14 protein-coding genes are annotated in these 25903 nt (G+C 59.4%); 6 read left to right on the top strand and 8 right to left on the bottom strand.

The features are described 5' to 3' along the window. Window positions 1-116 precede the first annotated feature (116 nt). Both recF and gyrB read left to right on the top strand, forming a co-directional pair. Entirely contained in the window at window positions 117-1244 is a 1128-nt protein-coding gene (recF, locus tag AC13C0_RS20775) for a DNA replication/repair protein RecF (protein ID WP_117618939.1), read from the top strand. A gap of 55 nt (window positions 1245-1299) precedes the next feature. Next, window positions 1300-3714 carry a DNA topoisomerase (ATP-hydrolyzing) subunit B gene (gene gyrB, locus AC13C0_RS20770; RefSeq protein WP_117618938.1) on the top strand — a complete coding sequence of 805 codons (2415 nt, stop codon included), beginning with the start codon at window positions 1300-1302 and terminating at the stop codon, window positions 3712-3714. Window positions 3715-3806: 92 nt separating this feature from the next. Here the strand turns inward: gyrB and AC13C0_RS20765 are convergent, their stop codons facing one another. The 3 genes from AC13C0_RS20765 to AC13C0_RS20755 all read right to left on the bottom strand — a co-directional run bounded on the left by AC13C0_RS20765 (window position 3807) and on the right by AC13C0_RS20755 (window position 7808). Then, window positions 3807-4559, bottom strand: a complete 753-nt coding sequence (locus AC13C0_RS20765; protein ID WP_341580941.1) for a VC0807 family protein — start codon at window positions 4557-4559, stop codon at window positions 3807-3809. 151 nt (window positions 4560-4710) lie between these two features. Further along, complete coding sequence (gene gabT, locus AC13C0_RS20760; RefSeq protein WP_117618936.1) at window positions 4711-5988, bottom strand: 4-aminobutyrate--2-oxoglutarate transaminase; 1278 nt, start codon at window positions 5986-5988, stop codon at window positions 4711-4713. Between the two features lie 89 nt (window positions 5989-6077). Beyond that, window positions 6078-7808, bottom strand: a complete 1731-nt coding sequence (locus AC13C0_RS20755; protein WP_117620393.1) for an ABC transporter transmembrane domain-containing protein — start codon at window positions 7806-7808, stop codon at window positions 6078-6080. A 253-nt stretch (window positions 7809-8061) separates the two neighbouring features. On the opposite strand from AC13C0_RS20755, the gene AC13C0_RS20750 reads away from it, so the two are divergent. Continuing rightward, window positions 8062-9873 (top strand): ABCB family ABC transporter ATP-binding protein/permease, encoded by a 1812-nt coding sequence (locus tag AC13C0_RS20750; protein ID WP_117620392.1) that lies wholly within the window; start codon window positions 8062-8064, stop codon window positions 9871-9873. Here the strand turns inward: AC13C0_RS20750 and recD are convergent. From recD to recC, 5 genes are all read right to left on the bottom strand, one after another. Then, on the bottom strand, window positions 9860-12127 hold the full coding sequence (gene recD, locus AC13C0_RS20745) for an exodeoxyribonuclease V subunit alpha (RefSeq protein ID WP_341580939.1): 2268 nt from the start codon (window positions 12125-12127) through the stop codon (window positions 9860-9862). The two genes, AC13C0_RS20750 and recD, sit on opposite strands and share 14 nt — an antisense overlap. Then, a complete protein-coding gene (gene recB / locus AC13C0_RS20740) occupies window positions 12124-15843 on the bottom strand; it encodes an exodeoxyribonuclease V subunit beta (RefSeq protein WP_482954928.1) in 3720 nt (1239 codons plus the stop codon). The genes recD and recB overlap by 4 nt, the downstream gene beginning before the upstream one ends. Before the next feature lie 109 nt (window positions 15844-15952). Continuing rightward, window positions 15953-16513, bottom strand: coding sequence for a DUF4276 family protein (locus AC13C0_RS20735; RefSeq protein WP_117618933.1), 561 nt, complete (start codon window positions 16511-16513; stop codon window positions 15953-15955). Then, a complete protein-coding gene (locus AC13C0_RS20730; protein ID WP_117618932.1) occupies window positions 16510-17700 on the bottom strand; it encodes an AAA family ATPase in 1191 nt (396 codons plus the stop codon). The genes AC13C0_RS20735 and AC13C0_RS20730 overlap by 4 nt, the downstream gene beginning before the upstream one ends. A 233-nt stretch (window positions 17701-17933) precedes the next feature. After that, window positions 17934-21554: an exodeoxyribonuclease V subunit gamma gene (gene recC / locus AC13C0_RS20725; RefSeq protein WP_341580937.1), complete on the bottom strand. Its 3621-nt coding sequence runs from the start codon at window positions 21552-21554 to the stop codon at window positions 17934-17936. A 164-nt stretch (window positions 21555-21718) separates the two neighbouring features. Here recC and AC13C0_RS20720 point away from each other — a divergent pair, with 164 nt between their 5' ends. The 3 genes from AC13C0_RS20720 to AC13C0_RS20710 are packed head-to-tail and all read left to right on the top strand — an operon-like array spanning window position 21719 to window position 25873. After that, a complete protein-coding gene (locus AC13C0_RS20720; RefSeq protein WP_117618930.1) occupies window positions 21719-21922 on the top strand; it encodes a hypothetical protein in 204 nt (67 codons plus the stop codon). After that, entirely contained in the window at window positions 21915-23606 is a 1692-nt protein-coding gene (locus tag AC13C0_RS20715) for a VRR-NUC domain-containing protein (protein WP_341580936.1), read from the top strand. The genes AC13C0_RS20720 and AC13C0_RS20715 overlap by 8 nt, the downstream gene beginning before the upstream one ends. Beyond that, the gene (locus AC13C0_RS20710) at window positions 23603-25873 is read left to right on the top strand and encodes a helicase C-terminal domain-containing protein (protein WP_341580935.1); all 2271 of its coding nucleotides are present in this window, start codon (window positions 23603-23605) and stop codon (window positions 25871-25873) included. The genes AC13C0_RS20715 and AC13C0_RS20710 overlap by 4 nt, the downstream gene beginning before the upstream one ends. The last annotated feature ends 30 nt before the right edge of the window (window positions 25874-25903 follow it).

The following is a 25903-nucleotide window of genomic DNA, read 5'->3' as shown; positions in this document are numbered from 1 at the left end:
TTCAGGCATTGGCTTTTGTACACTAAGGCAGCGTTACCGGAAGCGGTAACGCTGCCTTTTTCATTGTGCGGATTCTTTTTTCGGCTCCTTCCTTTCCGCTTCGAGTTCTCTTGTCTATGGCGTTAGTTAAATTCCAGACTGAAAACTTCCGCAATCTGTCGTCGGCGCCCGTGACCTTTTCTCCTTCCTTTAACCTCCTGTATGGAGAGAACGGCAGTGGCAAAACCAGCGTTCTGGAAGCTATTGGTTATCTGGGGTTGGGGAGATCGTTCCGGGTAAATCGGCATCAGGCGGTAGTGCACCATGGTGAGCAGCGATTCACCGTGTTTGGCGGACTCGATCACGGACTGACGGACGATGCCAGGAAAAGCGGTAATGGTCTGGTACATCGGTTGGGTATCTCCCGCGATGTGGTGCAGAAAGAGACTGCGTTGCGGGTCGACGGCGAAGGCGTTCGTAGTTTGTCCTCGCTTGCAATGCATTTACCGGTATCGGTGATTGATCCGGGCGTTTTCGATGTCGTTGCCGGGGGGCCGGGGAAACGACGGCAGTTCCTCGATTGGGCAGTGTTCCACGTGGAACCTTCATTTGCGTCAGTGTGGCAGCAATGTCAGAGAGTGACATCACAGCGGAATCAAACGCTCAGAAATGGTAGACTGGACGAATCCTTATTGCGGGTCTGGGACCGCCAGTACGCTGCCTTGAGTGACCGGATCAATGACGCCCGAATCAATACGTTTGTCCGCTTCAAGGCCGCATTCGAAGCGCTGGTCAGGGAAGTTGAAGTGCAGTGGACCGAAGGGTTGAAGCTCGAATTTTACGCCGGGTGGGATGCCACTCAATCCCTGGTGGACGTACTGGTAGGCCATCGGGAGCAGGAGCGTAAAATGGGGCACACCCTTTATGGGCCCAACCGCGCGGATATCCGGTTGAGGTTTCAGGGACGGCCCGTTGCGGAAACCTTCTCCCGGGGCCAGCAGAAAACCCTGGTAATTTTGATGAAGATTGCCCAAGGCATGGTGTTGAGTGACATGGGCAAACAGGTGACCTTTTTGCTTGACGATATTAATGCCGAGCTGGATGAAGGGCACAGGGCGATGTTGGCCCGCAGGTTACAGGCATTGCGTTGTCAGGTGTTTATTACGTCGATCGAACGGCCTCGGGTTGGTCAGCTTTGGCCGGACGGGAAGGCACCAGAATACAGAATGTTCCACGTGGAACATGGCAAATTGATGGAAGAATAAGACCGGTGCGGAACGCTAAGATGCCCCGGCCTAATCACGCTTCAGGAGTTTCCGAATGAGTGAATCGAACTACAATTCCTCCAGTATCAAAGTCTTGAAGGGACTGGATGCGGTGCGAAAACGGCCCGGCATGTACATCGGTGATACCGATGATGGCACAGGCCTGCACCACATGGTCTTTGAATTGGTGGATAACTCCATCGATGAAGCGCTGGCGGGCCACTGCTCCGAGATCGGCGTTGTTATTCACCCCGATGAATCGGTAACGGTAAAAGACAATGGTCGTGGTATTCCGGTGGACCTGCACGAGGAAGAAGGCGTCTCCGCCGCCGAAGTTATCATGACGGTTCTGCACGCCGGTGGTAAATTTGATGATAATTCCTACAAGGTCTCCGGTGGTCTGCATGGCGTAGGCGTGTCGGTTGTTAATGCCTTGTCCTCTACCCTGACCCTGACCATTCGTCGCGATGGCAAGGTCTACGAGCAAACCTATACCCACGGTGTACCGGACGCCCCTTTGGGCCCCGTTGGTGAAACCGACGCATCCGGTACCAAGGTTCACTTCATTCCGTCACCGGAGACCTTCACCCATATCGAATTCCACTACGACATTCTGGCCAAGCGCCTGCGGGAGCTTGCGTTCCTGAACAGTGGTGTGCGCATTCGTCTCACAGACGAGCGCAGCGGCAGAGAAGAAGTGTTTGAATACGAAGGCGGTTTGCGGGCATTTGTTGAGCATCTGAACACCAACAAGACGCCGATTAACCGGGTGTTCCACTTCAACCGTGAGCGTGAAGACGGCATCGCCGTGGAAGTGGCGATGCAGTGGAACGATGCCTTCCAGGAAAACCTTTACTGTTTCACCAACAACATTCCCCAGCGGGATGGTGGTACTCACCTGGCCGGTTTCCGCGCCGCCCTGACCCGGTCCCTGAACAACTATATCGAGCACGAAGGCCTCGGTAAGAAAGCGAAGGTCGCTACGTCTGGTGATGATGCCCGGGAAGGCCTGACCGCGATTGTCAGCGTCAAGGTCCCAGATCCGAAGTTTTCTTCCCAGACCAAAGACAAGCTGGTGTCGTCGGAAGTGAAAACTGCGGTCGAACAGGAGCTGTATCAGAGCTTCGCCGATTACCTTCAGGAACAGCCCAACGAAGCCAAGCTGATCGTCAACAAGATGATTGAAGCGGCCAGGGCCCGTGAGGCGGCGCGCAAGGCCCGTGATATGACCCGTCGCAAGGGCGCTTTGGATATTGCCGGCCTGCCTGGAAAACTGGCGGATTGTCAGGAGAAGGATCCGGCACTTTCAGAACTGTACATTGTGGAGGGTGACTCGGCCGGTGGCAGTGCCAAACAGGGCCGGGACCGCAAGACCCAGGCGATCCTGCCGTTGAAGGGCAAGATCCTGAACGTGGAGAAAGCCCGGTTCGACAAGATGCTGTCCTCAGCAGAGGTCGGTACCCTGATCACCGCCCTTGGCTGCGGAATCGGCCGGGAGGAATTCAACCCGGACAAACTTCGGTACCATTCCATCATCATCATGACCGATGCGGATGTGGACGGCTCCCACATCCGTACCCTGCTGCTGACTTTCCTGTTCCGCCAGATGCGCGAAATCATCGAACGTGGCCATGTCTTTATTGCCATGCCGCCGCTGTACAAGGTCAAGCGAGGTAAACAGGAACAGTACCTGAAGGATGAGAAAGCCAAGGAGGCCTACCTCACCCAGACGGCTCTGGAAGGCGCACAGCTGTACGTAAACCCTGAAGCACCGGCGATCAAGGACTCCGCGCTGGAAACCATGGTTAAGGACTATCAGGCCGTGATGGCCATGATCGGAAGGCTGTCCCGGGCGTATCCCGCCAAGGTGCTGGAACAGATGCTTCAGAACATCACTCTCAAGTCAGAGCACCTGAAGGATGAAGAAACGGTGACCCGCTGGGTCGCACGCCTGGGCGAGGGGCTGGATCTGGATACCCGTACCGGCACCAAGTACACGTTCTCGGTCACTAAGGATCCCGAGCGGGATCTGTACCTGCCGAAGGTCACCATCTATGTTCACGGGATTCCCCATGAGCACGTCTTCAGCCATGAATTCTTTGAGTCGTCTTCCTACGGCGCTATTGCCCGCATGGGCGAAACCCTGGATGGCCTGATTGAAGAGGGTGCCTATATCCAGCGTGGTGAGCGCAAGCAGCCGGTTCTGTCCTTTGAAGGCGCTCTGGACTGGTTGATGAAGGAAGCCCAGCGTGGCTTGAGTATTCAGCGTTACAAGGGCCTCGGTGAAATGAACCCGGATCAGCTGTGGGAAACCACCATGGATCCGGAAACCCGTCGCATGATGAAAGTGACCATTGAAGATGCCTTCGCGGCCGACCAGATATTCACCACCCTGATGGGTGACGATGTGGAGCCGCGGCGTAACTTTATCCAGACCAACGCTCTGGAAGTCACCAACCTGGACATTTGATTCGTCAACGTTCTGATGAATAAAAAAAGCGGCGAAGGTTACTAACCTTCGCCGCTTTTTTTCGTCCAGGATTTACCGTTATCAGCGTTGTTCTATTTCCTTGATGTCGATTCCGCGGACTTTTCCTTTTCAGCAAGGTGCGGCGCCATAACCTCTTCCAGGGTAAACCCGGTCAGTCGGCGAATGGTGCGCCACAGGTAGTAAAAAATGAGCACCATCATCACCATCGAGGGAACGGCAATCATGGGATAGCTGACCAGCGTCATTTGGCCAAGCTCTTCGTTGAAGGCCTCGGTCCCGGAGGGGCTGACCACGATCCACTTGGCGAGCACGTAATTCATGATCGACGAGAACAGAAACGTGCCTGCAAAAAAGTAGCTGGCCTTCTGTAGCCGTTGTTCGAATTCGTCGACCTGATTGTGTTCTTCCAGAGAGCGCTGGATCTTCTCAACATCCAGTACGTTCGGGTTATACAGCAGGGTCCGGACCAGCGGGTACTTCGTCCATGTGGATATCAGTACGGCCAGACCAATGATGGCAGGAATCGCTGCTTCCTTGATGGCGAGCCAGCCGGCATCCAGCTCCAGTAATCCGATGCCTCCTGTGAGCCCCACACTGATCAGACCCAGCACTGCAATAAAATTCTTCTTGTGGTACTTAACCAGCTCGAACAGCCCCCAGCCCAGGGGAAAGGCGAGCCCGATCAGCAAGGCATTCACACTGCCCAAGTGCTCATCGCCACTGAGTTTCATCAGGATCACGGAAGGAATAATGATACTGACCAGCAGATCGACCCAGGGCCTTGGTTTGTGGTCCGGAATGTTGGAGGAACTCGGAGAGGTCATGGTTTAGCCTGGTTGGTGAAACAACAGCAGGCCGAACGGCACTGCCGGAGAACTCACCGCAGTATACGATGAATCCGAAGGCTTGCGTAGGCGCACAAAAAAGCCGGGCCCTTGAGCCCGGCTTTGATCTTCACAGAAAGTCTAAAGGGTTTTAAGCCCCAACTTCCTTCAGGCTCTCTTCCACAATCGCGAGCCCTTCTTCCAGCACATCGTCCCCAATGGTCACCGGCATCAGGAACCGCAAGGTATTGCCGTACATACCACAACTCAGCAGAATCAGCCCCTTCTCCTTGGCCTTCTTGGTCACCGCAGCCGCCAATTCCGGCTTCGGCGTATGGCTGGATTTGCTTTCTACCAGCTCAAAAGCCGCCATGGGACCGAGGTTGCGGACGTTATCCACATGCTCGAACTGCTCCTGCCACTGGCTGAAACGCTTGTTCAGCTTTTCGCCGAGTGCCTGGGCCTTGCCAAGGATGTCCTCTTCCTTGAACACATCGAATACCGCCAAAGCTGCAGCACAGGCGGTCGGGCTGCCGGTGTAGGTACCGCCCAGAGAGTTTGGTCCGGAAGCATCCATGTGCTTGTCCGTACCCACGATGGCCGAAATTGGCATACCGTCGGCCATACTCTTGGCCATGGTTATCAGGTCCGGCTCAATACCGCTGTGTTCAATGGCAAACATCTTGCCGGTACGGCCAAAGCCGCTCTGAACTTCGTCCACAATCATCAGGATGTCGTTGTCATCGCAGATCTTGCGGATTTCCTTCAGGAAACTGGTCGGTGCGGCGTAAAAACCGCCCTCGCCCAGTACCGGCTCAATCACGATGGCCGCCGTATTGTTGGCCGGTGAGTCCGCTTTCATGGTCATCTTCAAACCACGAAGTGCTTCGTCTTCGCTGACCCCGTGATACGGCACCGGGTATGGTGCGCGGTAAACCGTGCCTGGCATCGGCCCGAAATCGGTCTGGTAGGGCGCCGCTTTACCGTTCATGGCCATGGTGTAGAAGGTACGGCCGTGATAACCACCATCAAAGCAGATCACGTTGGTTTTGCCAGTGGCTGCCCGGGCGATCTTCATTGCGTTTTCCAGGGCTTCCGCACCGGAGTTGGCCAGCATAACCTTGGCGTGGCCCTTGACCGGAGCCACTTCGCTGAGCTTCTGCGCCAGCTTTACGTAGCCCTCATAGGGCATCACCGTCTGGCAGGTGTGCATCAGCTTGTCCAGCTGGGCCTTTACCGCCTCTACCACTTTCGGGTGGCGGTGGCCGATGTTAAGTACGCCGATGCCGCCGGCAAAATCGATCATGCGTTTGCCGTCTGCATCCCACAGCTCCGCATTCGTTGCATGGTCGGCAAACTGTTCATTGGGACTTGCCGCGCCCGCTGCAACGTAGCGTTCTTTGAGTGCCTGCAATTCTTTATTGCTCACTTTGCCATTCTCCCTGGGTTCAGGTTCAGAAGTTTCACCTACCAGTGTAAGTAGTACGGTGACAGGAAACAAACCGACTATTGTCGCTGTCAGGCGGCGTTTTCCCGAAACTGCAGTTTTGCCAGCCGCCGATAGAGACCATTATGGCGCATTAATTCGTCGTGGGTACCCACGGCCAGCAGGCGGCCCTGATCGAGAACCGCGATGCGATCTGCGTCTCTGACGGTCGCCAGTCGATGGGCAATCACCAGCGTGGTGCGCCCGGTTGTGAGTGCTGGCATGGCTTGCTGAATGAGATTTTCACTCTCCGCATCCAGCGCACTGGTGGCTTCGTCCAGCAGGAGAATCGGGGCATCGGCCAACAAGGCCCGGGCGATGGCAAGGCGCTGCTTCTGCCCGCCGGACAATCCCAGGCCGGCATCCCCCAGGGATGTCCCGTAGCCCTTGGGCAGGCTCTGGATAAAGTCATGGGCGTAGGCTATCCGTGCGGCCTGCTCGACATCCCCCTGGCTCGCATCCGGACGGGCATAGCGGATGTTGTCCGCCACCGTGCCATGAAACAGCGCCGGGTTCTGGGGCACCAGGGCAAAACACCGGCGCAAGGATTCCAGAGACAGGTCAGCCGTATTTATCCCGTCAATCAGAATCCGGCCCTGATCGGGCTGGTAAAAATGCAGTAACAGATCGAACAGGGTCGATTTGCCCGCGCCAGACGGGCCCACCAGTGCCAGGGTTTCTCCGGCTTTCACCTCCAGGGTAAAGTCAGAGAGTGCAGGCTGCTCCGGACGCCCAGGGTAACTGAAGCCCAGGTGCTCAATGCGGATCTCGCCTTTGATGGGATCCGGAAGGGCTTTGCCCGCATTCTTTCGAACAAATTCCGGCTCCGTTTGCAGCAGTTCGAACAGCCGCGCCGCCGAGCCTGCTGCTCTCTGAAGTTCACCAATCACCTCACTGATGGCGCCTGCCGCCACCCCCACCAGCAGGCTGTAGAATACAAACGCCGCCAGTTCACCGGGGCTGATGCGGCCATGAATGACATCCAGCCCGCCAATCCAGATGACGATGCCCACGGCCCCCATCACCAGGGAAATGGCCAGAGTGGTCAGCCAGGCGCGCTGACGGATACGCTGCCGGGCAATCTCGAAGGCCTTTTCCGAAACCCCGGCAAAAAAGCGCCGGTCATGGGGCTGGTGATTGAAGGCCTGAACGGTCTTGATCTGGGTCAGGTTCTCGCCCACGTAGCTGCCGACGTCCGCGACCCGGTCCTGACTGAGACGGGACAGCGCCCGCACCCGCCTGCCGAAAAACAGGATCGGTGCGATCACCAGGGGAAACCCCAGCAGAATGATACTGGCCAGTTTGGCGTTGGTAATGAACAGGAGCAGCAAACCCCCAACCAGCATGAGGGCGTTGCGCAGGGCAATGGACACAGTGGAGCCAATCACCGACTGCAGCACCGTGGTATCCGCGGTAAACCGCGACTGGATTTCCAGGGCACGGTTCTGCTCAAAGAAGCCGGGATGAAGATCAATCAGGTGGTTGAATACCTTCTTGCGAATGTCCGCCACCACCCGTTCGCCGATCCACGACACTAGATAGAACCGGGTAAACGAGCCGAATGCCAGGCCCAGCACCAGCACAAAGAACAGACCGATAGCTTTTGCCAGATTCTCAGGGGATTCGGTGGCCAATCCCTGATCCACAAGGATTCGTAAACCCTGACCAAGACCCAGAGTAATTCCCGCAGTGAAAATCAACGCCACCAGAGCACCGGCCACGGCTCGGCGGTAGGGGCTGATAAATCCAATAACCAGTTTCAGGGCCTTGCGGTGACGGGTTCTGATGATGTGCCTCCTGAGTGCCGGCTGCTGTAGACTCTGGCAACCATACGATTTGTTCTCCAACAGGACCTATCATACATCCGGGTAGAGCGCGAGTGGGTGGTAGTGACTTCCGGGACACGCTGTAAATAGGTCCCTGTACGCTCGGCAAAAGCCATCCATGGCTTTTGACGGTCCCGGAAGACACTCTACCACCCACTCGCGCTCCCCAACCTTGGAGTTATTCGCAACAGTGAGAGCCTACGCTGATAACGATTATCCCGCTGACCACAAACCCGACTGGAAAGTGATTGCCGGTCTCTGGCCTTATCTGGCCGAGTTTCGGGGCCGGGTGGCCCTGGCTCTGGCATTGCTGGTCCTGGCTAAACTGGCAACGGTGGCCACTCCGGTGGCGCTGAAGTACATCGTCGACTATCTGGACCAGACCCGTGGCGCGGACATGCTGCTGTGGATTCCGGTGGTACTGGTGGTGGCTTATGGTTCGCTGCGTTTTGGGGCCACCCTGTTCAGCGAATTGCGGGATGCGGTGTTCGCCCGTGTAGCAGAGCGTGCCATGCGTCGGGTGTCGTTGCGGGTCTTCGAGCACCTGCATCACCGGGAACTGGCCTTCCATCTGGACCGAAAAACCGGAGGCCTGGCCAGGGATATCGAACGGGGCACCAACGGCATCAGTTTCCTGCTGCGTTTCACCCTGTTCAATATTGCCCCCACCCTTCTGGAAATCCTGATGGTCGCCGGCATCCTGTTCGTGGCGTTCAATGTGGGATATGTCCTGGCCATTCTGGTGGCTGTGGCCGTTTATGTGGTCTTTTCCATCAAAATTACCGAGTGGCGTACCCGGTTTGTGCGGGAGGCCAATGCCCGGGATAACCAGTCCAACTCCCGGGCGATAGACAGTCTGCTTAACTATGAAACCGTCAAGTACTTCAACAATGAGCGCTATGAATCGCAGTTGTACGACGTGGATCTTGAGGACTGGGAACAGGCACGGCTGAAGAACCGCCTGTCACTGGCGGCCCTGAACTCGGGCCAGGCGCTGATCATCGGCCTGGCGATGATCGTGATTATGGCCATGGCAGTGCGGGAAGTGGCGAGCGGCGCGATTACCCTTGGTGACTTCACCATGATCAACGCCTACCTGTTGCAGCTGTTTATTCCCCTGAATGCATTGGGTTTTGTATATCGGGAAATCCGTCAGGCGCTGGTCAATATCGAGCGGCTGTTCAAACTGCTCGGGGACGAGCCGGCCATTCAGGATGCACCGGAGGCCAGGGAACTGGCTGTGGATAACGCTGAGGTGCGCTTCGACCACATTCACTTTGCCTATCGCCCGGATCGCCCGATTCTGCAGGATGTGAATTTTTCCATTCCGGCCGGCCATACGGTGGCCGTGGTCGGCGCCAGTGGTGCCGGCAAGTCTACCCTCGCCCGCCTGCTGTTCCGTTTCTACGATGTCGATAAAGGGGCCATCCGCATTGATGGTCAGGATATCCGCCAGGTCACCCAGGACAGTCTGAGATCGGCCATCGGTGTGGTGCCCCAGGATACGGTGCTGTTCAACGATACCCTTTACCGGAACCTGGCTTATGGGCGGCCAGAGGCCACGGAAGAAGAGGTGTACCGGGCAGCGCGCCTGGCGCATCTGGAAGATTTTATCCACAGCCTGCCGGATGGCTATGAAACCAAAGTGGGTGAGCGCGGTTTGAAACTATCGGGTGGCGAGAAACAACGGGTGGCCATTGCCCGGGTGATTCTCAAGAACCCGCCGTTGCTGATTCTGGATGAGGCTACCTCTTCCCTGGATTCGTTGTCGGAACAGGCGATCCTGGGCGCACTGAAGGAAGTCAGCCAGCAGCGGACGACGCTGGTGATTGCCCACCGCCTTTCCACTATCCGTGATGCCAACACCATCCTGGTGATGGACGGCGGCCGGATCGTCGAGAGTGGCAGCCACAACGCGCTGCTGGCCGCCGGTGGCCACTACGCCCATCTGTGGGCGCAGCAGCACCGGAGTAGCGACGACACAGACACTAGCCCTCGCTGAGTCTCCTGGCCAGCCCGGAGGCGCGGATTACCTGCTGCCCAACGCTGTCTTTCAGAACCTGGGAGTCGCCGGTAATCAGGCTGAACCAGTTTTTCGCCCGGGTGATGCCGGTGTAGATCAGCTCCCTGGTCAGCACCGGGCTGAGGCGGTCCGGCAGTACCAGGCAGGTATGGTTGAACTCGGAGCCCTGGGATTTGTGCACGGTCATGGCGTACACGGTTTCCTGTTGCTGTAGCCGGCTGGGGGAAATCCAGCGGATGGCTCCGGTGCTGTCGCCGCTCGGGAAGGCGACCCGCAGCGTGTCTTTGGGTTCACCGGATTCGGTCCTGTCCCAGGGCACGTTGAAGGTAATGCCGATATCCCCGTTCATCAGGCCCAGGTTGTAGTCGTTGCCGGTGACCAACACCGGCCGGCCAGCGTACCAGCCTTCCGCCCTGGGGATCAGCTTTTCCGCCAACAGATGCCGGGCAACCCGGTCGTTCAGACCTTCCACCCCCCAGGGACCCTTGCGCAGGGCACAGAGGATCTGAAAGTCGTTGAAGGCGTCCAGAACCCGAACCGCCAGGGCATCCCAGTCTTCGCGAGGACTGGTTTCTGTCAGGCCGTGATCCTGCATCCGTTTCAGGTAATGGCAATAACCGACTGGCGGCGGTAACTCCTTGTTATTCAATACCCGACCCTGCCCGGCGTTGCGGAAAGCCTCCGGCGTGCCGGTAATGGCATGGCGGCAAATCAGCGCCTGTGTTTGCTCCGGATCTGGCCTTGCTTTGTCGCCATTCAGCCAGACCACATCCTCGAACTCTGCTTCCCGGATCTGGTGCAGCACAGCGCTATCAAGAGCGTTGGTGTTCACAGCGTCCGAGAGCGCCCGGATACCGCTGTCTTGCTGGAACCGGTAGCTCTTGCGCAGCATGGCCACGGCCTGGTCCAGGGGTTGGCCGCCAGGATCAATCAGGGTCTCCGGAACCTGATTGCCGGTGATGGCGGTAAGCCACCGGGCGGTTTCCGGGGTGTAATGCGCTTTCAGAGCACGCTGGCACAGCTCACCCAATACCGCACCGGCATCCACCGAGGCCAACTGGTCCTTGTCCCCCAGCAGGATCAGTTGGGCATTGGCGGGCAGGGCGTCGAACACCGAGGCCATCAGGTCCACATCCACCATGGAGGCTTCGTCGATCACCAGAATGTCCACCAGCAACGGGTTGTCGCGGTTGTGGCGGAACCTGCGGGTATCCGGCCGGCTACCAAGCAGGCGGTGCAGGGTGGTGACCCTGGTGGGAATATCCTCCAGCTGTATGTTGCCCGGCAGTTGGTCCAGTGGCAGACGACTGACCGCACCGCCAATGGATTCGTTCAGGCGGGCGGCAGCCTTGCCGGTGGGGGCGGCCAGACGAATGCGGTATTTCCGGCCGGCCCGTTCCGGGGACTCACCTGCTACTGCCTGCAGCGCCGCCAACAGGTTGACCACGGTGGTAGTCTTGCCAGTGCCGGGGCCGCCGGTGATCACCGAAAAGCGGTTACGGGCGGCCAGGGCGCAGGCGAGTTTCTGGTAATCCACCGGTTCCGGTGACTGGAACAGTTGGTCAAGAGTTTTGGACAGGGTTTGGGCCGGGGCGGAATCCGGCTCCGCCAGGGGTGATGGCAGGGCCAGACGCTGCTGAATCCCTTCGGCAATGCGCTGTTCATAGCGCCAGAAACGGCGCAGGTAGAGCCGGGTCTCGTTCACTACCAGGGGAGTAGTCAGTGAGCCATCACTAACCGCTAGAGAACCGTTCAGGGCGGCTTGGCAATCGGCCAGGGTAATCCGCGTAAGCAGATCGCCGGGTTTCAGCTGGCTCAGCCCGGCCGCTTCGGATTCGGTGAGGGTGTCGCGAACTGGCTCCTCCGGCGGCAGCGACAGGGTGTTGCCTGTATCCGCCAGCAGGTTGGCCAGATCAATACAGACATGGCCCCGGCCCACTTGATGGGAGGTCAATGCCGCCAGCAGCAGAACCAGTGGATTGGGGCGTTCGCCCTGCTCTTCCGACAGTTCACAGATCAGCCGGGCAAAACCCACATCCAGGGGGCGTAGCCATTCTGCCTGTTGCCATTGCTGGAGCAGAGCCTCGGTTTTATCCAGGCTGGTGAGCAAACCAGAGGTGTCAACGGCCCTGTTTTCCGGCCCGGGCATGGGGGCGACGTGCGGGGTGGAATCCCCAAAATCCAGCGCGATCTGGTTTTCGGTATTGTGGGTGTGAGTGCGGGTACGGCTCATGCGGCCACCCTCCCTGGCACGGATTCACCATCAAACAGGGCATCCAGCTGTTCAATCAACGCTCTCGGTGGTTTGTCGGTAAAGGCGCCACCGGTGGTGGAATTGACCCCCCGCAGGAACAGGTAGACGGCGCCGCCGATGTGCTGGTCGTAGTCGTAACCGGGCAGCCGGGCTTTCAGCAACCGGTGCAGTGCCAGCAGGTACAGCACATATTGCAGGTCGTAGCGTTTATCCAGAATGGCGTTACCCATGGCCTGATCAGTGTAGGCGCTGTCTTCCTCGCCCAGGGTATTGGATTTGTAGTCCAGCACGTAATACTGCCCGTTGTGTTCAAACACCAGATCGATAAAGCCCTTGAGCATACCGTTAAAGCGGTTCTCCTCCACTCGGGGCCGGTCGGCGCCGTTCAGGGTGTAATGGGTCACCAGCTGGTCGAGCTTGCCGATGCTGACGTTGCGGCTCTCAAACCAGAATTCCAGTTCCGGGCGCAGGGTGGCCAGGTCTGCCAGGCTGACGCTTTCAGTGCCAGAGCGTTGCAGTTGTAGTGGCCGGGTGATCAGCGCCTGCAGCCAGTGTTCCAGCGGGTCCACCCAGTCATTCCAGCCCCGGGTGCCGCACCGGCGTGTAAGTTGTTCCCGGAGCGTGGACGGATTATCCACAACCCGCTGGAAGCCATGCTGGCTGCACCATTCCAGCAGTTCGTGCAGGAAGGTGCCGGGGCCGGCGCCTTTGGGGAAATTGTGCTGGTTTCGGTGAGCCGTCATCGGTGCTGTCTGCTCGCCGTCTTCCTGGGTGCTTTCCTCCAGCAGGTTCTGGGTCTGGGCGTCCTCCACCTCACCGGTGAACGCAACTCCGGTGCCGGCCATGCCGGTGTATTCGATGGCGGAGTAACTGGCAATCCACCAGTCCTCTTTCGCCTCACGGGTGGATTCCAACGCCGGGCCCAGGGCCTCCGGCGCCGGTTCGCTGTATTGAGTCTGTTCCGCTTCCGGCAGCGGGGTTATGGTAATTTCCGGTTGGCCTTCGCCCAGCCGGGTCAGGCAGTCGGTGATCCGACTCCCCGCTTCACCGGCGATCAGATAACCCAGGCCACTTTGCGGCCAGTTATCGAGGGCAGCAGCGCCTACCCAGGTCGCAAACCGGGCCCGGGTCAGGGCCACGTAGAGCTTGCGGATATCCTCGCCCAGACGCTCCCGGTCGGCCTTGGCAACGTCTTCGGCGTTGGGGTCGAAGACAGTGACCAGTTTGCCCTGGTCATCGTGGTAGCGCACAAAGGCCTGCTTTTCGCTCTGGGCCCGGTAAGCGGTGCCAAAGGGCAGGAACACCAGCGGGTATTCCAGCCCCTTGGACTTGTGCACGGTAATCACCTTTACCAGTCCGGCGTCGCTTTCCAGGCGTAAGGTGCGGTGTTCGTCTTCCTCGTCCGCCGCCCGCAGAATCCGGGTGTAGTGATGCACCAGGGCATGCTCGCCGTCCAGTTGCAGGCTGTCCTGCTGCAGCAGTTCGGCGATATGCAGGATGTCGGTCAGCCGCCGCTCGCCATCGGCCCGTTGCAGCAACCGGCCGGGCACCCCGAAATCCATCAGGAAACTGCGCAGCATGGGCAGTACACCCTGTTTCTGCCATTGCTGCTGGTAGCCCATAAACCGTTCGATTTCCCGCTCCAGGGCAATCTCATCGGTGAGCAACCGGTCCAGGGCCTGCCAGGACTGGCTCAGGGTGGGGGTGGCCAGCGCCGCGCGAATGCAGGCCAGTTGCCGGGGCTCGGCGAAGGCCCGCAGCCAGCACAGCATTTCCTTGGCTTCCTGTGAGGTCAGCACCGAATCCCGGTCCGACAGGTACACGCTCTTGATGCGCCGGCGGCCGAGGGCATCCCGCACCGCGCTGGCTTCGTTGCGGTTGTTGACCAGAATGGCGATGTCTTTGGGGGTTACCGGTTCCAGATCTGCCGGGTTCTCCGGCAGGGCAAAGCCGGCCTGCCCGGCCTGGCCCAGCGTGAGCAGACGGGCGATCTCGCTGGCGCAGGTTTCGGCGACATCGGCGGTGGCGGTGCCTTTGGCCAGGCCCTTCGGGTTGCCGTCTTTGCCCTCTTCCCCGGATTCGTGCGTCCAGAACATCAGGCTGGATTGAACCTCGCCGTTTACCGACCACAGGCGTTTGGTGCCGTTGGCGGCCACACCCTGGAATGGCAAGGGTGAGTTGTCGCCCTTGCCGAACAGGAAAGCGCCATCGCGGCTGTGCTGGTCGCTGTGTTCAAACACCCGGTTCACCGCAGCCACCATGGGTTTGGCGGAGCGGAAGTTCTTGCCCAGCGTGTAGGTGCGCTCTTTTACGCCCTGGCGGGCCAGAAGGTAGGTGTGGATATCGGCGCCCCGGAAACCATAAATGGCCTGCTTAGGATCCCCGATCATCAGCAGGCAGGTGTCCGGATCGCTGCCTTCCACATTGTAGACCCGGTTGAAGATACGGTACTGCACCGGGTCAGTGTCCTGGAATTCGTCGATCAGCGCCACCGGGAACTGGCGGCGGATGGTGGCGGCCAACTGATCACCCCGGGGCCCGTGCAAGGCTCCGTCCAGGCGGGTGAGCAGATCATCAAAGCCCATCTCCGAGCGTTTCTGCTTTTCCGATTCCAGCCGTTCGGCAATCCAGTGGCTGGCGTGGCGCAAAATGTCGGATTTGGCGCTGGGCTGGTTCTGGCTAAAGTCCATCAATGCTTCTATGGCTTCGAATGCCGGGTGATGGGGAGCGGGCTCCTCGCCTTTGAGAATATTGGCGAGGCCCTCAGGCGTCTGGTTTTTGAACCCGGCGGCATTGTCTATCTTGTCCGGTAACAGGTCGTCGGATTCCGCCCACGTGATCAGAGTGTCCCAGACCTTGACCATGGCGTTCTTGCTGGCGCCATGGAGCCGTTTGCTCTTGTTCAGGTCGTTCAGGAGGTCGATCACCTCTGCCTGCCACCGGTCCCAGGGATGGGCCTTCAGCGTTTGTGATTGCTGTTGACGCAGGCTGACCACCTGATTGATGGCCTGTTGCACGTTTTCCGGCGGGGTGCCCAGGCTGTCCGGATCATCGATCAGGTTGCGCACGGCCCTACGCAGGTCGGCCGGGGTTTTCCAGTGGCTCAGGGCCTCGTCCATCAGCGCCGGCGGCAGCGGGTACACAAAGGTGCGCCAGTAATCCCGGGTGACATCCTCCAGCAGTTCGCTCTGGTCGGTTTCCAGGGTGAGCTTGAACAGGCTGCCGCTGTCGAAGGCGTGCTCGCTGAGCATGCGGTTGCAGAAGCTGTGGATGGTGGACACTGCGGCTTCGTCCATCCATTCGGCGGCCAGCAGCAGCTTCTTGCGGCAGTCTGGCCATGTGGCCGGGTCCGGGTAACCTTCATTCCGAAGCTGGTAAATCAGTGCCGTTTCGGCCGGCGGATCGGACTCGTCGGGGGCATCGGAAAACACCTCGGCGGCCTGGGTCAGCCGGGTGCGGATACGGTCTCGCAGCTCTTTGGTGGCAGCCTCGGTGAAGGTAACCACCAGCAGGTTAGGCGGAAGCAGATTCTGCAGCGGGCTGTCTTCGGTCTGGCCATGGCCCAGCACCAGGCGTACGTAGAGGATGGCGATAGTGAAGGTTTTGCCGGTGCCGGCACTGGCTTCGATCAGGGCGCTGCCTTTCAGGGGCAGGGCGAGGGGGTTCAGACTGCGGCCAAGGGTGTGGTTGTTCATTTTGGGAAAGATACGCCATACCAAAGTTCTGCAGCGAGGAAGACGTAGACGCTCAGAGGTAGTTTGTAGATAGTTCGCATGGTGTGGGTTTTACCGCCAGGTTTTAAATTCATGGTTGTACTCCTGCCAACCGTTTGATGCCACCAATCAACTGATTAAAACTTTGGGACTGGTTCTCATCCAGTGACAACACTGGGCCAATGGCACGTGAGCCAGAGAGCTTCTGATAGGTTTTGGCGATACGTTTCAGTTCCTGGGCGGCGTTGTTGAGGCGATCCGGATCACGGTATTTCGCGTTGTTTTGTTGTTTGGCCAGTTTTTGTGGCCCAATCGTAGCGGCTACGGCATTCAAGTCGCCCAGATAAAAGCTTTCCAGCTCATGACAGGCAATGCGAATCAGTGCATCCGGTCGGCCTGCTCTATCACAAATGCCTGCCAGCTTGCCTTTAATCTCGTAGCAATCACCAGAATCCTGGTCTCGCATCACCAAAAAGCGAGCATGGGGGTTCTGCCAGCCACGTAATCGACGTGGAAGGCGTTTTTCCAAGTCCTGCTTGCCTTCAAATACCACATAACGTACGTTAATGCTGTCATCCAGAAGCCTGGGGACCACACCTTCCAGCATGGCTTTGGCGGATGGCTCCTCAAGAAAAAATACCAGTTCGGTCATCGTGGATCAGCCCCCGGGAAAAAGCCTTCTTTCCACAGGTAGCCCATCTGGTCCCCTTCGTTTATAAAGGCCTTCAACTGTGGGTCATCTTCCGCCCGACGAATGTGGGTATAGCCCTGCTCTTTCACCAGCCAGTACACTTCCTCAAGCTTTACCGCGTTCAGGAAATCGGGCGAGTGGCTGGACACAAATACCTGGCCACCCCGCTCAGCATAGGCACGGAATTCTTCAGCCAGCTCCCAGAGTAAGGTGGGGTAAAGCTGATTTTCCGGCTCTTCGATACACAGCAGCGGATGCGGCTCCGGGTCGTACAACAGCACCAGGTAGGCAAACATTTTGATGGTGCCGTCAGAGACGTACTTATCAATAAAGGGGTCTTTGAACGTGTCGTCCTGGAAGTTCAGGATCAGCCGTCCGTCCTGGGTTAATAAGGGTTCGACCTGACTTACACCGGGAACCCGGTGTTTCATTGCGGTGACGATGTTCTGAAAAATTTCCGGGTGACTTTCATAGATGTTGCGAGCCACCAGTTGTAGGTTATCACCGGAAACCGACAGATGTTCGTACTCACCAATGGCCTCTTTGCTACCTCTGGCGAGGTTGATGTGAAAATCCGACACATGCCAGTTCTCAATAAGCTGCCGAAAAGCATTGGCGGCTTTAAAGCGCTCGAACTGCCCTAAGCCTTTGATGGCAAGCGCATCTTTGCCGACATTCTGTTGTTCCCTCTCGAGCTCCTCATCCTGCTTGTCAAAGTCCTCCTCGTTGGTAATGGCATAGCCGGTTCCTTTGGTAAAATCGAGGAAGTGGTAAGGGGAGCCATAACGCCCGCGTTTGTAACGCAGCACTTCACGAAGTACCACTACCTGGCGGTTATCCATACCAACTTCGATAAGGTAGGTTACCAGTCGCTCGACTCCCGCAATATTCATCCGAAATTTGATTTCCAGCTCAATGGATTTGGTATCGTCTACGCCTCGGCTGAGCACCTCACGAAATCCTCCCCTGACCTGGAGAGCCTGTTTTACGTTGAATGTCAGGCAGTCTTTCAGAAAGCCAAAGACATCGAACAAGTTGGACTTCCCGCTTCCGTTGGCACCAACCACAACGCAAAACCGGGGGAGGTTTTTCATCTGGGCTTGGCGAAAGCTTTTGAAGTTTTTGATGCGAAGGCTTTCTATCAACATGGTTTTTCCCTTAAAAATCTAGCCAGGTTTGCTCGACTTTATCGCAGATGTGGTAAGACGCGGTCACACTGGTATGACAGGAGCCATCATTTCGCAGTAGGCGTGGCTTCCCAGGCCCATTGCATCCCAGGCAGCTACCACTGTGCAACCCTGGCACGCTCGAAATCAGGTGGCCAGACTCACTATGCCACGACAAAACCCGAGGAAGTTGCATCGTTTCCAAAAAAGGTCGCTCATTCCAAACTCCCAATCTGGTCCGCGGCCGACTTGCCCTGCTCCGCTTCCCACAGGGGCACATAGAGTTCATGCAACAAAGCTTCGAACTCGCCACTGGCCAGCAATAACTCCGGGCTTTCAAAGGCCCCGCGCAGGTAGCCGGTATCCCGCTCCAGGGCAGTGCTGTAGGCCTGTTCCGCATCGCTGATGGCCCGTTCGTGGTCACCCAGGAATTTCTTACTCTGGTAGAAGCTGTAAATCCAGGCAAAGCCGGCATCGCAGTGAATGGGCAGTGCCCGGGTGGTGGCATCCATCCAGCGGCTGAGGATGGCATCAAAATGGCGCTTGGCAATCTCCGGCGCCAGCGGCGCGAAACGGAATTTCCGACCCTCTTCCTTGCCCAGAATCAGGGTTTCAAACGGCTGGCCACCGAGCTGGCCGGCCAGGTGAATCACCCAGTCCCGCATCAGGTTGGCGTAGCGCACTTTCCTGCTGCCTCCGGAGCCGGTCAGCAGGCCGGAACTGGCCACCACCAGGCGGCACAGCTGGCCCGCAGGGTTGCAGCGCAGGCTGTCAATCAGATCCGCCACGTCCACGGCACCCATCGAGTTTTCGAACCGGTAGTCGAAGGGCAAGGGTTCAGCCACGGCCTCCGGCCATTCTGCGAGAGCGCTCTGGTAACGTTCGAACAGATCCGGCAAACGCCCGGACAGCTCCGAGCGCAGCCGGTGTTCGGTCACCCCCATGCCCAGATCCCCCCGGCGGGCCATGCGATCCAGAGTGTTTTCCAGCCGCTCGTGCAGCTCCTCTTCGGAGCCGGCTTTCAGTAGGCTGTCCTGAATCAGTTCGTTGTCCAGACGCCAGCGGTCCAGGCCATTCAGATCAAAGTTTTCGTTGTCGGTATCGTCGTCTTCGACATCCTCAAACCGCACCTGCAGGCGACGCTGGTAGAAGGTGTCGATGGGCTTTTTCAGGAAGCCGGCCAGATCGTTCAGGCTGATGGGTTCTTCCGGTGTCTGGTACGGCAGGGCAGTGCCAGTCTGTTCGGACGCTTCAACGCCATGGGCGCCGCGCCATTCCCGTTCGTAGGTGAACAGGTTGCGGGCCTGAAGCACCTCGGCCAGGGGTTTCGGCGGGCTGTGTTCACTATCAGCCCCGCTTTCGCCCATGCCATTGGCTTTCGGGAAATAGGCCCGGCTGAAGGGTTGCAGTGGATGCTGGATCGTCAGGGCTCTGGTGACTTTCGCATCGGGGTCGCCGGCCACTGTCCACAGACTGTCGAGATGATCCTGAAGCTGTCCGACCAATACCGACGGCGGCCGTTCGGAATCGTCCCTGATGCTGCGCCCTACCCAACTGATATAAAGCTGTTCCCGTGCTGACAGCACGGCTTCCAGGAACAGGTAGCGGTCGTCCTCCCGTCGGGAGCGGTCCCCCGGGCGGTAATCCTGGGCCATCAGGTCGAAATCCACCGGTGGCCGGGAGCGGGGGTAGTCGCCATCGTTCATGCCCAGCAGGCAGACCTTGCGGAAGGGGATGGCCCGCATGGGCATCAGGGTGGCGAAATTGACCTTGCCGGCCAGGAAGCGCTGGTTCAGGCCGCCCTCGTCCAGGCCTTCGAGCAGCACATCCTTGACGATGTTCAGGGGGAGTTTCCGCTCCTCAAGTCCCGCGGCCAGGGAATCCTCCAGCCATTGTTCCAGCTGCCGGCGGAAACGGTTGAGCAGTAACAGATCGCTGCCTTCGACCTTGTGGAAAAACTGCCCGAGCATGTCCGAAAACAGGGTTTCCCAGTCGCCCGGGCTTCGGCTGGTTTGCAGTGCCTGCCACAGGGTTTCCAACTGGTGCACGAATTCGCTCAGACGCCCGGCCAGGCTGGCCTGCAGGCCGCCGATTTCGCCATAGGGCTCCACGCCGGCCCAGGGTTCGTCCTCGCCCATGCCATAGCCCAGCAGCATGGCCCGCAGGCCGGACTGCCAGGTGTTGCGTTCCAGCTCTGCCGGCAGGTCCAGGCTTTCCCGGTGGCGGCCGTGCAGGCCCCAGCGGATGTTGGCGCCTTCCACCCAGCGCCGGGCCACGGGAATCTCGTCTTCGCGGATGCCAAAGCGGTCGCGGATGCCGGGCACCTCCAGCAGGCTGATGATTTCACTCACGCCGAAACGGCTTCGGGGCAACGACATCAGGGTTTCCAGGGCGATCAGCACCGGTTCGTGGTGGCGCTGGCCCTGGTCGGAAATGGTAAAGGGAATGTGGCGTTTGCGGCCGGGCTGGTAGCGGCCGAAGACCGCCTGAATGTGGGGCGCGTAGACGTTGATATCCGGCACCATCACGATGATATCCCGGGGCCGAAGGTTCGGGTCGGCATTGAAGGCGGCCAGCAGCTGGTCGTGCAGGATCTCCACTTCCCGCTGGGGGCCGTGGGCCGCGTGGAATGCCAGGGAATGGTCGTGGACCAGATCCAGCTGGCGCTGCTGTTCCCGGATTTCCTGCAGCGGGGTGAGGTTGTGGATATCGTTCTGCAATTGGTACAGCAGGCAGGAGGCTTCGCCGGCGCCATGTTCCGAGAAGATGTCGATCTTCTGGTCCGGGGTCTGGAAGCTGCTGCGGTAGTCGTCCGGGTTGTCGAACTCGTCCAGCAGCCGGATGTAGTCCCGGCCCTGCTTGCCCCAGGCGGCCAGCAACGGGTTGGCGTGCTGGTGCAGCTGGTCCGGATCGGCAATCTGTGACAGCACCGGGTGGGCCACACCCCGTTTGCGTTCGGCTTTCAACAGTTCCCGATCGCTGATGATATCGGCCCAGTAGAACTGGCAGGGGTTGTGGACGCAAAGCACCACCTGGCTGAAGCGGCTGAGTACGTATAAGGCTTCCAGGGCCTGCCGGGGCAGTGACGACACCCCGAATACCACAATGCGCCTGGGCAACCGGGCCGGATTGGCCGGGCTGTTGACCTGTTGGCCCTGTTCCATAAAGCGGGTGTGGATTTGGGAGCGGCTGGTGTCGGCGGCTTCGCCAACGTCTTCCACCAGTTTGCGCCAAAGCAACGGTTGCCAGCGGGTCTCCGTGTCCAGGGCTTTTTCCTGGCCCCGGGCGGTGATGATCGCATCCTTGCCCTGCTCCCAGGCCGCCAGCCAGTCAGCGCGAAAGACCTGGTACTGGTCGAACAGGTCGGCCACTTTCTCGGCCAACTGAAAATTACGCAGATCCGGATCCGTGCCTTCCAGAAACCGTGCCAACGGGGTGAAGGCGTCGTCCTGCCCCACCAGTTCCGGCAGCAACCGGTACAGCCGCCAAACCAGCCGGCGCTTGTCGAAGGGGGACTGCTCCGGTACTTCCCCGTCCGGCAGAACGGCCCGGTAGGCCTGCCAGATAAAACGGGCCGGGAACAGGAAGTCCATGCCGGCGGCAATGCCCAGACCACCCTCTGCACCATCGTCCGTCCGCTTCTCCGCCAGCGCCAGCTTCAGCCACTGGGCAATGCCGTTACTCTGCACCAGGAAGGTTTCGCTCTGCAGCGGCGGCATGGGGCTCTGCCGGCAGATGTACACCACCGCCCGGCGCAGGTCTTCCAGATGGTTGGCGTGGATGGCGTGAAAGCCGGGTTCGATGGTGGTGGGTTTATCGGTGGACGGAGCAGCCATGGGTTTCCTTGTCTGGTGAGCAGTTCAATCCTGATGCCACAGGTTACCGTATGTGACCACAGATTCAGACAGTCTGAAACGCCTGATCGCTGCAGTCATGATCCACAACCGCATCGATATCATAAAGGGAGCACTCCCGGGGCAGCCAGCCCGGGGCATTGTGAATGATGGCCCTGAGGCGGCCGGTTTTCGTCTTGAGGGTTTCAACAAAGGCATCGATACCTTACATTCGTGGCAAAATCCGCATGGGTGTAACCGGCACCGGCTTTGTGCAGGGCGTCGACCGCCGGCCGGTAGGTGCGACAGGTGACGATGACGGGCTGGCCCTCTTCAAGACAGGCTATGGCAGCACGGAGACCGATGGATAACAGACCGGGCACGGCGGATCTCGACAATCCGCTGTATTACCTTGAAAACATGGAAACCGTGATCGGCTGGGTGCTGAGCCATCATGCTGATTTGCTGATCAGGGAGGAGCGGGATCGACTGAGCGCATTCCGGGAGCTTTCAGTGCCTGCCCGGGCACTGCTGACCCGGATGGTCATGCGTACGGGCGAGCTGTTTCGTGCCGATAAACTGCGTTACCCGGAGCTCGGCGTACCGGAATCCGTGGCCCTGGAAGAACTGGTTACTGGCAACTGGGTGGATACCGGCCCCGTGCTCACCATCGATCAACTGTTTCGCCTCTACACGCTGGGTGAGTTACGCCCGGTGTTTGCAGCGGTGCTGCAGGAAGCGGGATGGCCGAAAATACTGCCGAAGGGGCACATGCTGGAGGCTTTGCGGCAATCCTTTCCCGATGCACGCCCGCTGGCGGACTGGCTGGGGACAGCGGTAAATCCTGTTGTCTGCATTAACCACATGGCGCTGTTTGACCGGGTCCGATTGATGTTCTTCGGCAATCTCCGCCAAAGCTGGTCCGATTTCGTTCTGGTGGAGCTGGGCCATCAGCGCTATGAACCGGTGACCTTCACCCCGGATTCCCGGGCTTTTCAGCTTCGTTCGGAGGTGGACCTGTATCTGGCCATGCACCAGTGCCGGGAATGGCTGGATGAGGGCGTGCCCGCTCGTGAGGTCTGGCCAGAGGTGCCGGCGCCGTCGGACAACGCCTGGCTGAGCAGTCGTCGGGACCGGTTGTTGCTGGAGCTGGGCCGCCAGGCTGAACGGCAGGGCGACCGGGAACTGGCCTTGCAGGCGTTTGGTGCCGGTGGCCACCGGGAAGCGCGACTGAAACAGCTCCGGCTACTGGAGCGGATGAAACGCCATCGGGAAGCCTGGGGCATCGCCTCCAGGTGGCAGGCACAGCAACTGAGCGATGCCGAGGCCCAGGGCCTGGCCCGTATTCTGAAACGCCTGGCAAGCAGGCTCGACGAGACGCCCCCACCTGCTTCCATGCAGCCGCCAATCCGGGAATTCACCCTGACTCTGCCAAAACCGGCGCTGGGTTCGGTCGAAGTCGCCGTGCAACAACACCTGTGGCGGGACGATACCCCGGTGTTCTATGTGGAGAACACCCTGGTCAACGGTTTGTTCGGGCTGTTGTGCTGGCAGACCATCTTTGAGCCCGTGCCCGGGGCCTTCTTCCATCCGTTTCACGTGGGGCCGGCGGATCTGACCCGGGAGGATTTCGTGGCCCGTCGCCAGGCGTCGTTCGACCGGTGTTTCGCCTGCCTGCAAGATGGCAGTTACCGGGACCGTATCCTGGCAAATTACCGGGCCAGGCAAGGCACCACCAACCCTTTCGTGATCTGGCCGGTGATTACCGACGAAGTGCTGAATCTGGCGCTGGGTTGCATTCCCCCGGCGGATCTCGAACGCCTGTTCCGGCGCCTGTTGCTGAATATCCGGGAGCATCGCAGCGGCTTTCCGGACCTGATCCGGTTTCACCCCGGCAATACCGCGTCTGGTCGGCGCTATGAGATGATCGAAGTGAAAGGCCCGGGCGATCGGCTTCAGGATCACCAGATTCGGTGGCTCGAATTTTTCGCGGGTGAGGGAATTTCCGCGAGCGTGTGCTATGTGCGCTGGCAGGATAACAGGGTGATGGAATGACCGTGAAGGTTGCCATCCGCACCCTCTGCGAGTTTGCTGCCCGCCGGGGTGATCTGGATTTCCGCTATACGCCGGCACCCAGTGCCGAGGAGGGTATTGCCGGTCACCAGGCGATCCAGTCCCGGCGTGGCTATGGTTATAAAAGTGAGTATTTACTGACTGGAGAGTGCCTGGGACTAGAGCTTTCCGGGCGTGCGGATGTTTATAACCCGCACCGTGGGCGGCTGGAAGAGATCAAGACCCACCGGGGCGACCTGTCCCGCATTCGTGATCATCAGCGGGCGCTCCACCGGGCCCAATTGAGGGCCTACGGTGCCCTGCTGTGCCGGCAGGAGAGCTGGAAAAACCTGGAGCTTGCCCTGATCTACTATGACACCGGCAAGGACAAGGAAACGCCGGTGGTGGAAACCGCCAGTGCAGAGGCGCTCTGGCAGGAACTGGAAACCCTGTGCCGCCAATACAAGGCCTGGGCCGGGCAGGAAGAACACCACCGGGTGCAGCGGGATGCCCTGCTGTCCAATCTGACGTTTCCCTTCCCGGCGTTCCGCCCCAGACAGCGCCAGTTGGCGGAGACCGTGTACAAGAACGCGGTGAAGTCCGGCACCCTGCTGCTTGAGGCCCCGACCGGCCTCGGCAAAACCTTGGGCACCCTGTTCCCGGCGTTAATGGCCATGCCGCCGGCGCAGCAGGACCGGCTGCTCTACCTCACCTGCCGCAACACCGCCCGCCAGTTGGCCATGGATGCGGTGGCGCGCCTGCGTTCGGCTCAGGCCGCTCCGGAATGGCCCCTGAGAACCCTGGAACTGGTGTCGAAAGACGACGCCTGCGAGCACCCGGACAAGGCCTGCCATGGCGACTCCTGCCCCCTGGCGAAAGGCTTTTTCGACCGGCTGCCCGATGCCCGGGCCGAAGCGGCTCAGATCGAAGGTACGCTGGATCAGAACACCCTGGCGAAGATCGCGGCCGGTCACGACATCTGCCCCTATTTTCTGGCCCAGGAAATGGCCCGCTGGAGTGATGTGGTCATCGGCGACGTGAACCGGCTGTTCGATCAGTCCGCCCTGCTCCATGGCCTGATCAGGCAGAACAACTGGAAGGCCAGTGTGCTGGTGGATGAAGCCCATAACCTGGTGGACCGGGGCCGGGGCATGTATTCCGTGCGGCTGGAGCAGCAACGATTGCTGACACTAAAAAAGGTGGCACCGAAGCCGTTGAAGTCGGCGATTGACCGCACGGCCCGGGCCTGGCAGAGCCTGATCCGGGATCATCAGGCTGCCCCTGAAAGCCCGCAGTTCCTGGAAACACTGCCGGCCCAGTTACTTGGTGCCCTGCAGGGCCTGGTCTCCAGCCTGACTGATTACCTGGCCGATAACCCCCCGGACCTGGCCTTGCAGGAACTGCTGTTCGAAAGCGTGGCCTTTATGAAACTGGCGGACCGCTTCGGCGACCACTCCCTGTGTGAATTTCAGCGCGCCGGCCGGGGCCGGGCCAGCCTGACCATCCAGAATCTGATACCGGCGGACTTTTTGCGGGACCGGTTTGAGGCGGCGCACTCGGTGCTGCTGTTTTCCGCCACCCTGAGCCCCGGTGTCTACTACCGGGATCTGCTGGGACTTCCCGAGGACTCGCGGTTTACCTCCCTGCCCAGCCCGTTCAGCGCCGATCAGTTGCAGGTGCATTTCACGCCGGGCATCAGCACTCGCCAGGTTCACCGGGACACGTCGTTGAAGCCGGTTGCCGAACTGATCGCCCGCCAGTTCCGGGAGAGACCGGGGCACTATCTGGCGTTTTTCAGCAGCTTCAAATACGCGAAGCAGGTCTGCGAAGCCCTGGCTGAACAAGCGCCGGATGTTCCCCAGCGGAGCCAGCAGCCGGGCATGTCGCCTCAGCAGCGAGCCGCGTTCCTGGCGGGTTTTAAAGAGCCGGAAGGCAGTGTGGCGTTTGCCGTCCTGGGTGGGGTGTTCAGTGAAGGGATTGATCTGCCCGGGGATCAGCTGATCGGTGCCTTCGTGGCCACCCTCGGTCTGCCGCCCTTCGATGTCTGGCATGAAACCCTGAAGGTCCGCCTTGAGCAGCGCTTTGGCACCGGTTACGACTACACCTATCTGATTCCGGGCCTTCAGAAAGTGGCCCAGGCCGCCGGTCGGGTGATTCGCACGCCGGAGGACCGGGGCGTGATCTGGCTGATTGATGACCGGTTCCTACAGCCGTCGATCAATCGGCTTTTGCCACCTTGGTGGTTCCCGAAAAATCATGCTGAAAAGTGACCTCTGTTGGCAATCGAACAGACCGGTTGC

The sequence above is a fragment of the Marinobacter sp. B-21 genome (assembly GCF_056857895.1).
The sequence above is the reverse complement of the archived record's forward strand: the minus strand, read 5'-3'. Positions and strand labels throughout refer to the sequence as shown.

Bases quoted from the DNA above. Each gene is read 5' to 3' on its own strand.
- recF (WP_117618939.1), top strand. From the start codon at position 117: ATGGCGTTAGTTAAATTCCAGACTGAAAACTTCCGCAATCTGTCGTCG.
- gyrB (WP_117618938.1), top strand. From the start codon at position 1,300: ATGAGTGAATCGAACTACAATTCCTCCAGTATCAAAGTCTTGAAGGGA.
- AC13C0_RS20765 (WP_341580941.1), bottom strand. From the start codon at position 4,559: ATGACCTCTCCGAGTTCCTCCAACATTCCGGACCACAAACCAAGGCCC.
- recD (WP_341580939.1), bottom strand. From the start codon at position 12,127: ATGAGCCGTACCCGCACTCACACCCACAATACCGAAAACCAGATCGCG.
- recB (WP_482954928.1), bottom strand. From the start codon at position 15,843: ATGAACAACCACACCCTTGGCCGCAGTCTGAACCCCCTCGCCCTGCCC.
- AC13C0_RS20735 (WP_117618933.1), bottom strand. From the start codon at position 16,513: ATGACCGAACTGGTATTTTTTCTTGAGGAGCCATCCGCCAAAGCCATG.
- AC13C0_RS20730 (WP_117618932.1), bottom strand. From the start codon at position 17,700: ATGTTGATAGAAAGCCTTCGCATCAAAAACTTCAAAAGCTTTCGCCAA.
- recC (WP_341580937.1), bottom strand. From the start codon at position 21,554: ATGGCTGCTCCGTCCACCGATAAACCCACCACCATCGAACCCGGCTTT.
- AC13C0_RS20720 (WP_117618930.1), top strand. From the start codon at position 21,719: ATGATGGCCCTGAGGCGGCCGGTTTTCGTCTTGAGGGTTTCAACAAAG.
- AC13C0_RS20715 (WP_341580936.1), top strand. From the start codon at position 21,915: ATGGATAACAGACCGGGCACGGCGGATCTCGACAATCCGCTGTATTAC.
- AC13C0_RS20710 (WP_341580935.1), top strand. From the start codon at position 23,603: ATGACCGTGAAGGTTGCCATCCGCACCCTCTGCGAGTTTGCTGCCCGC.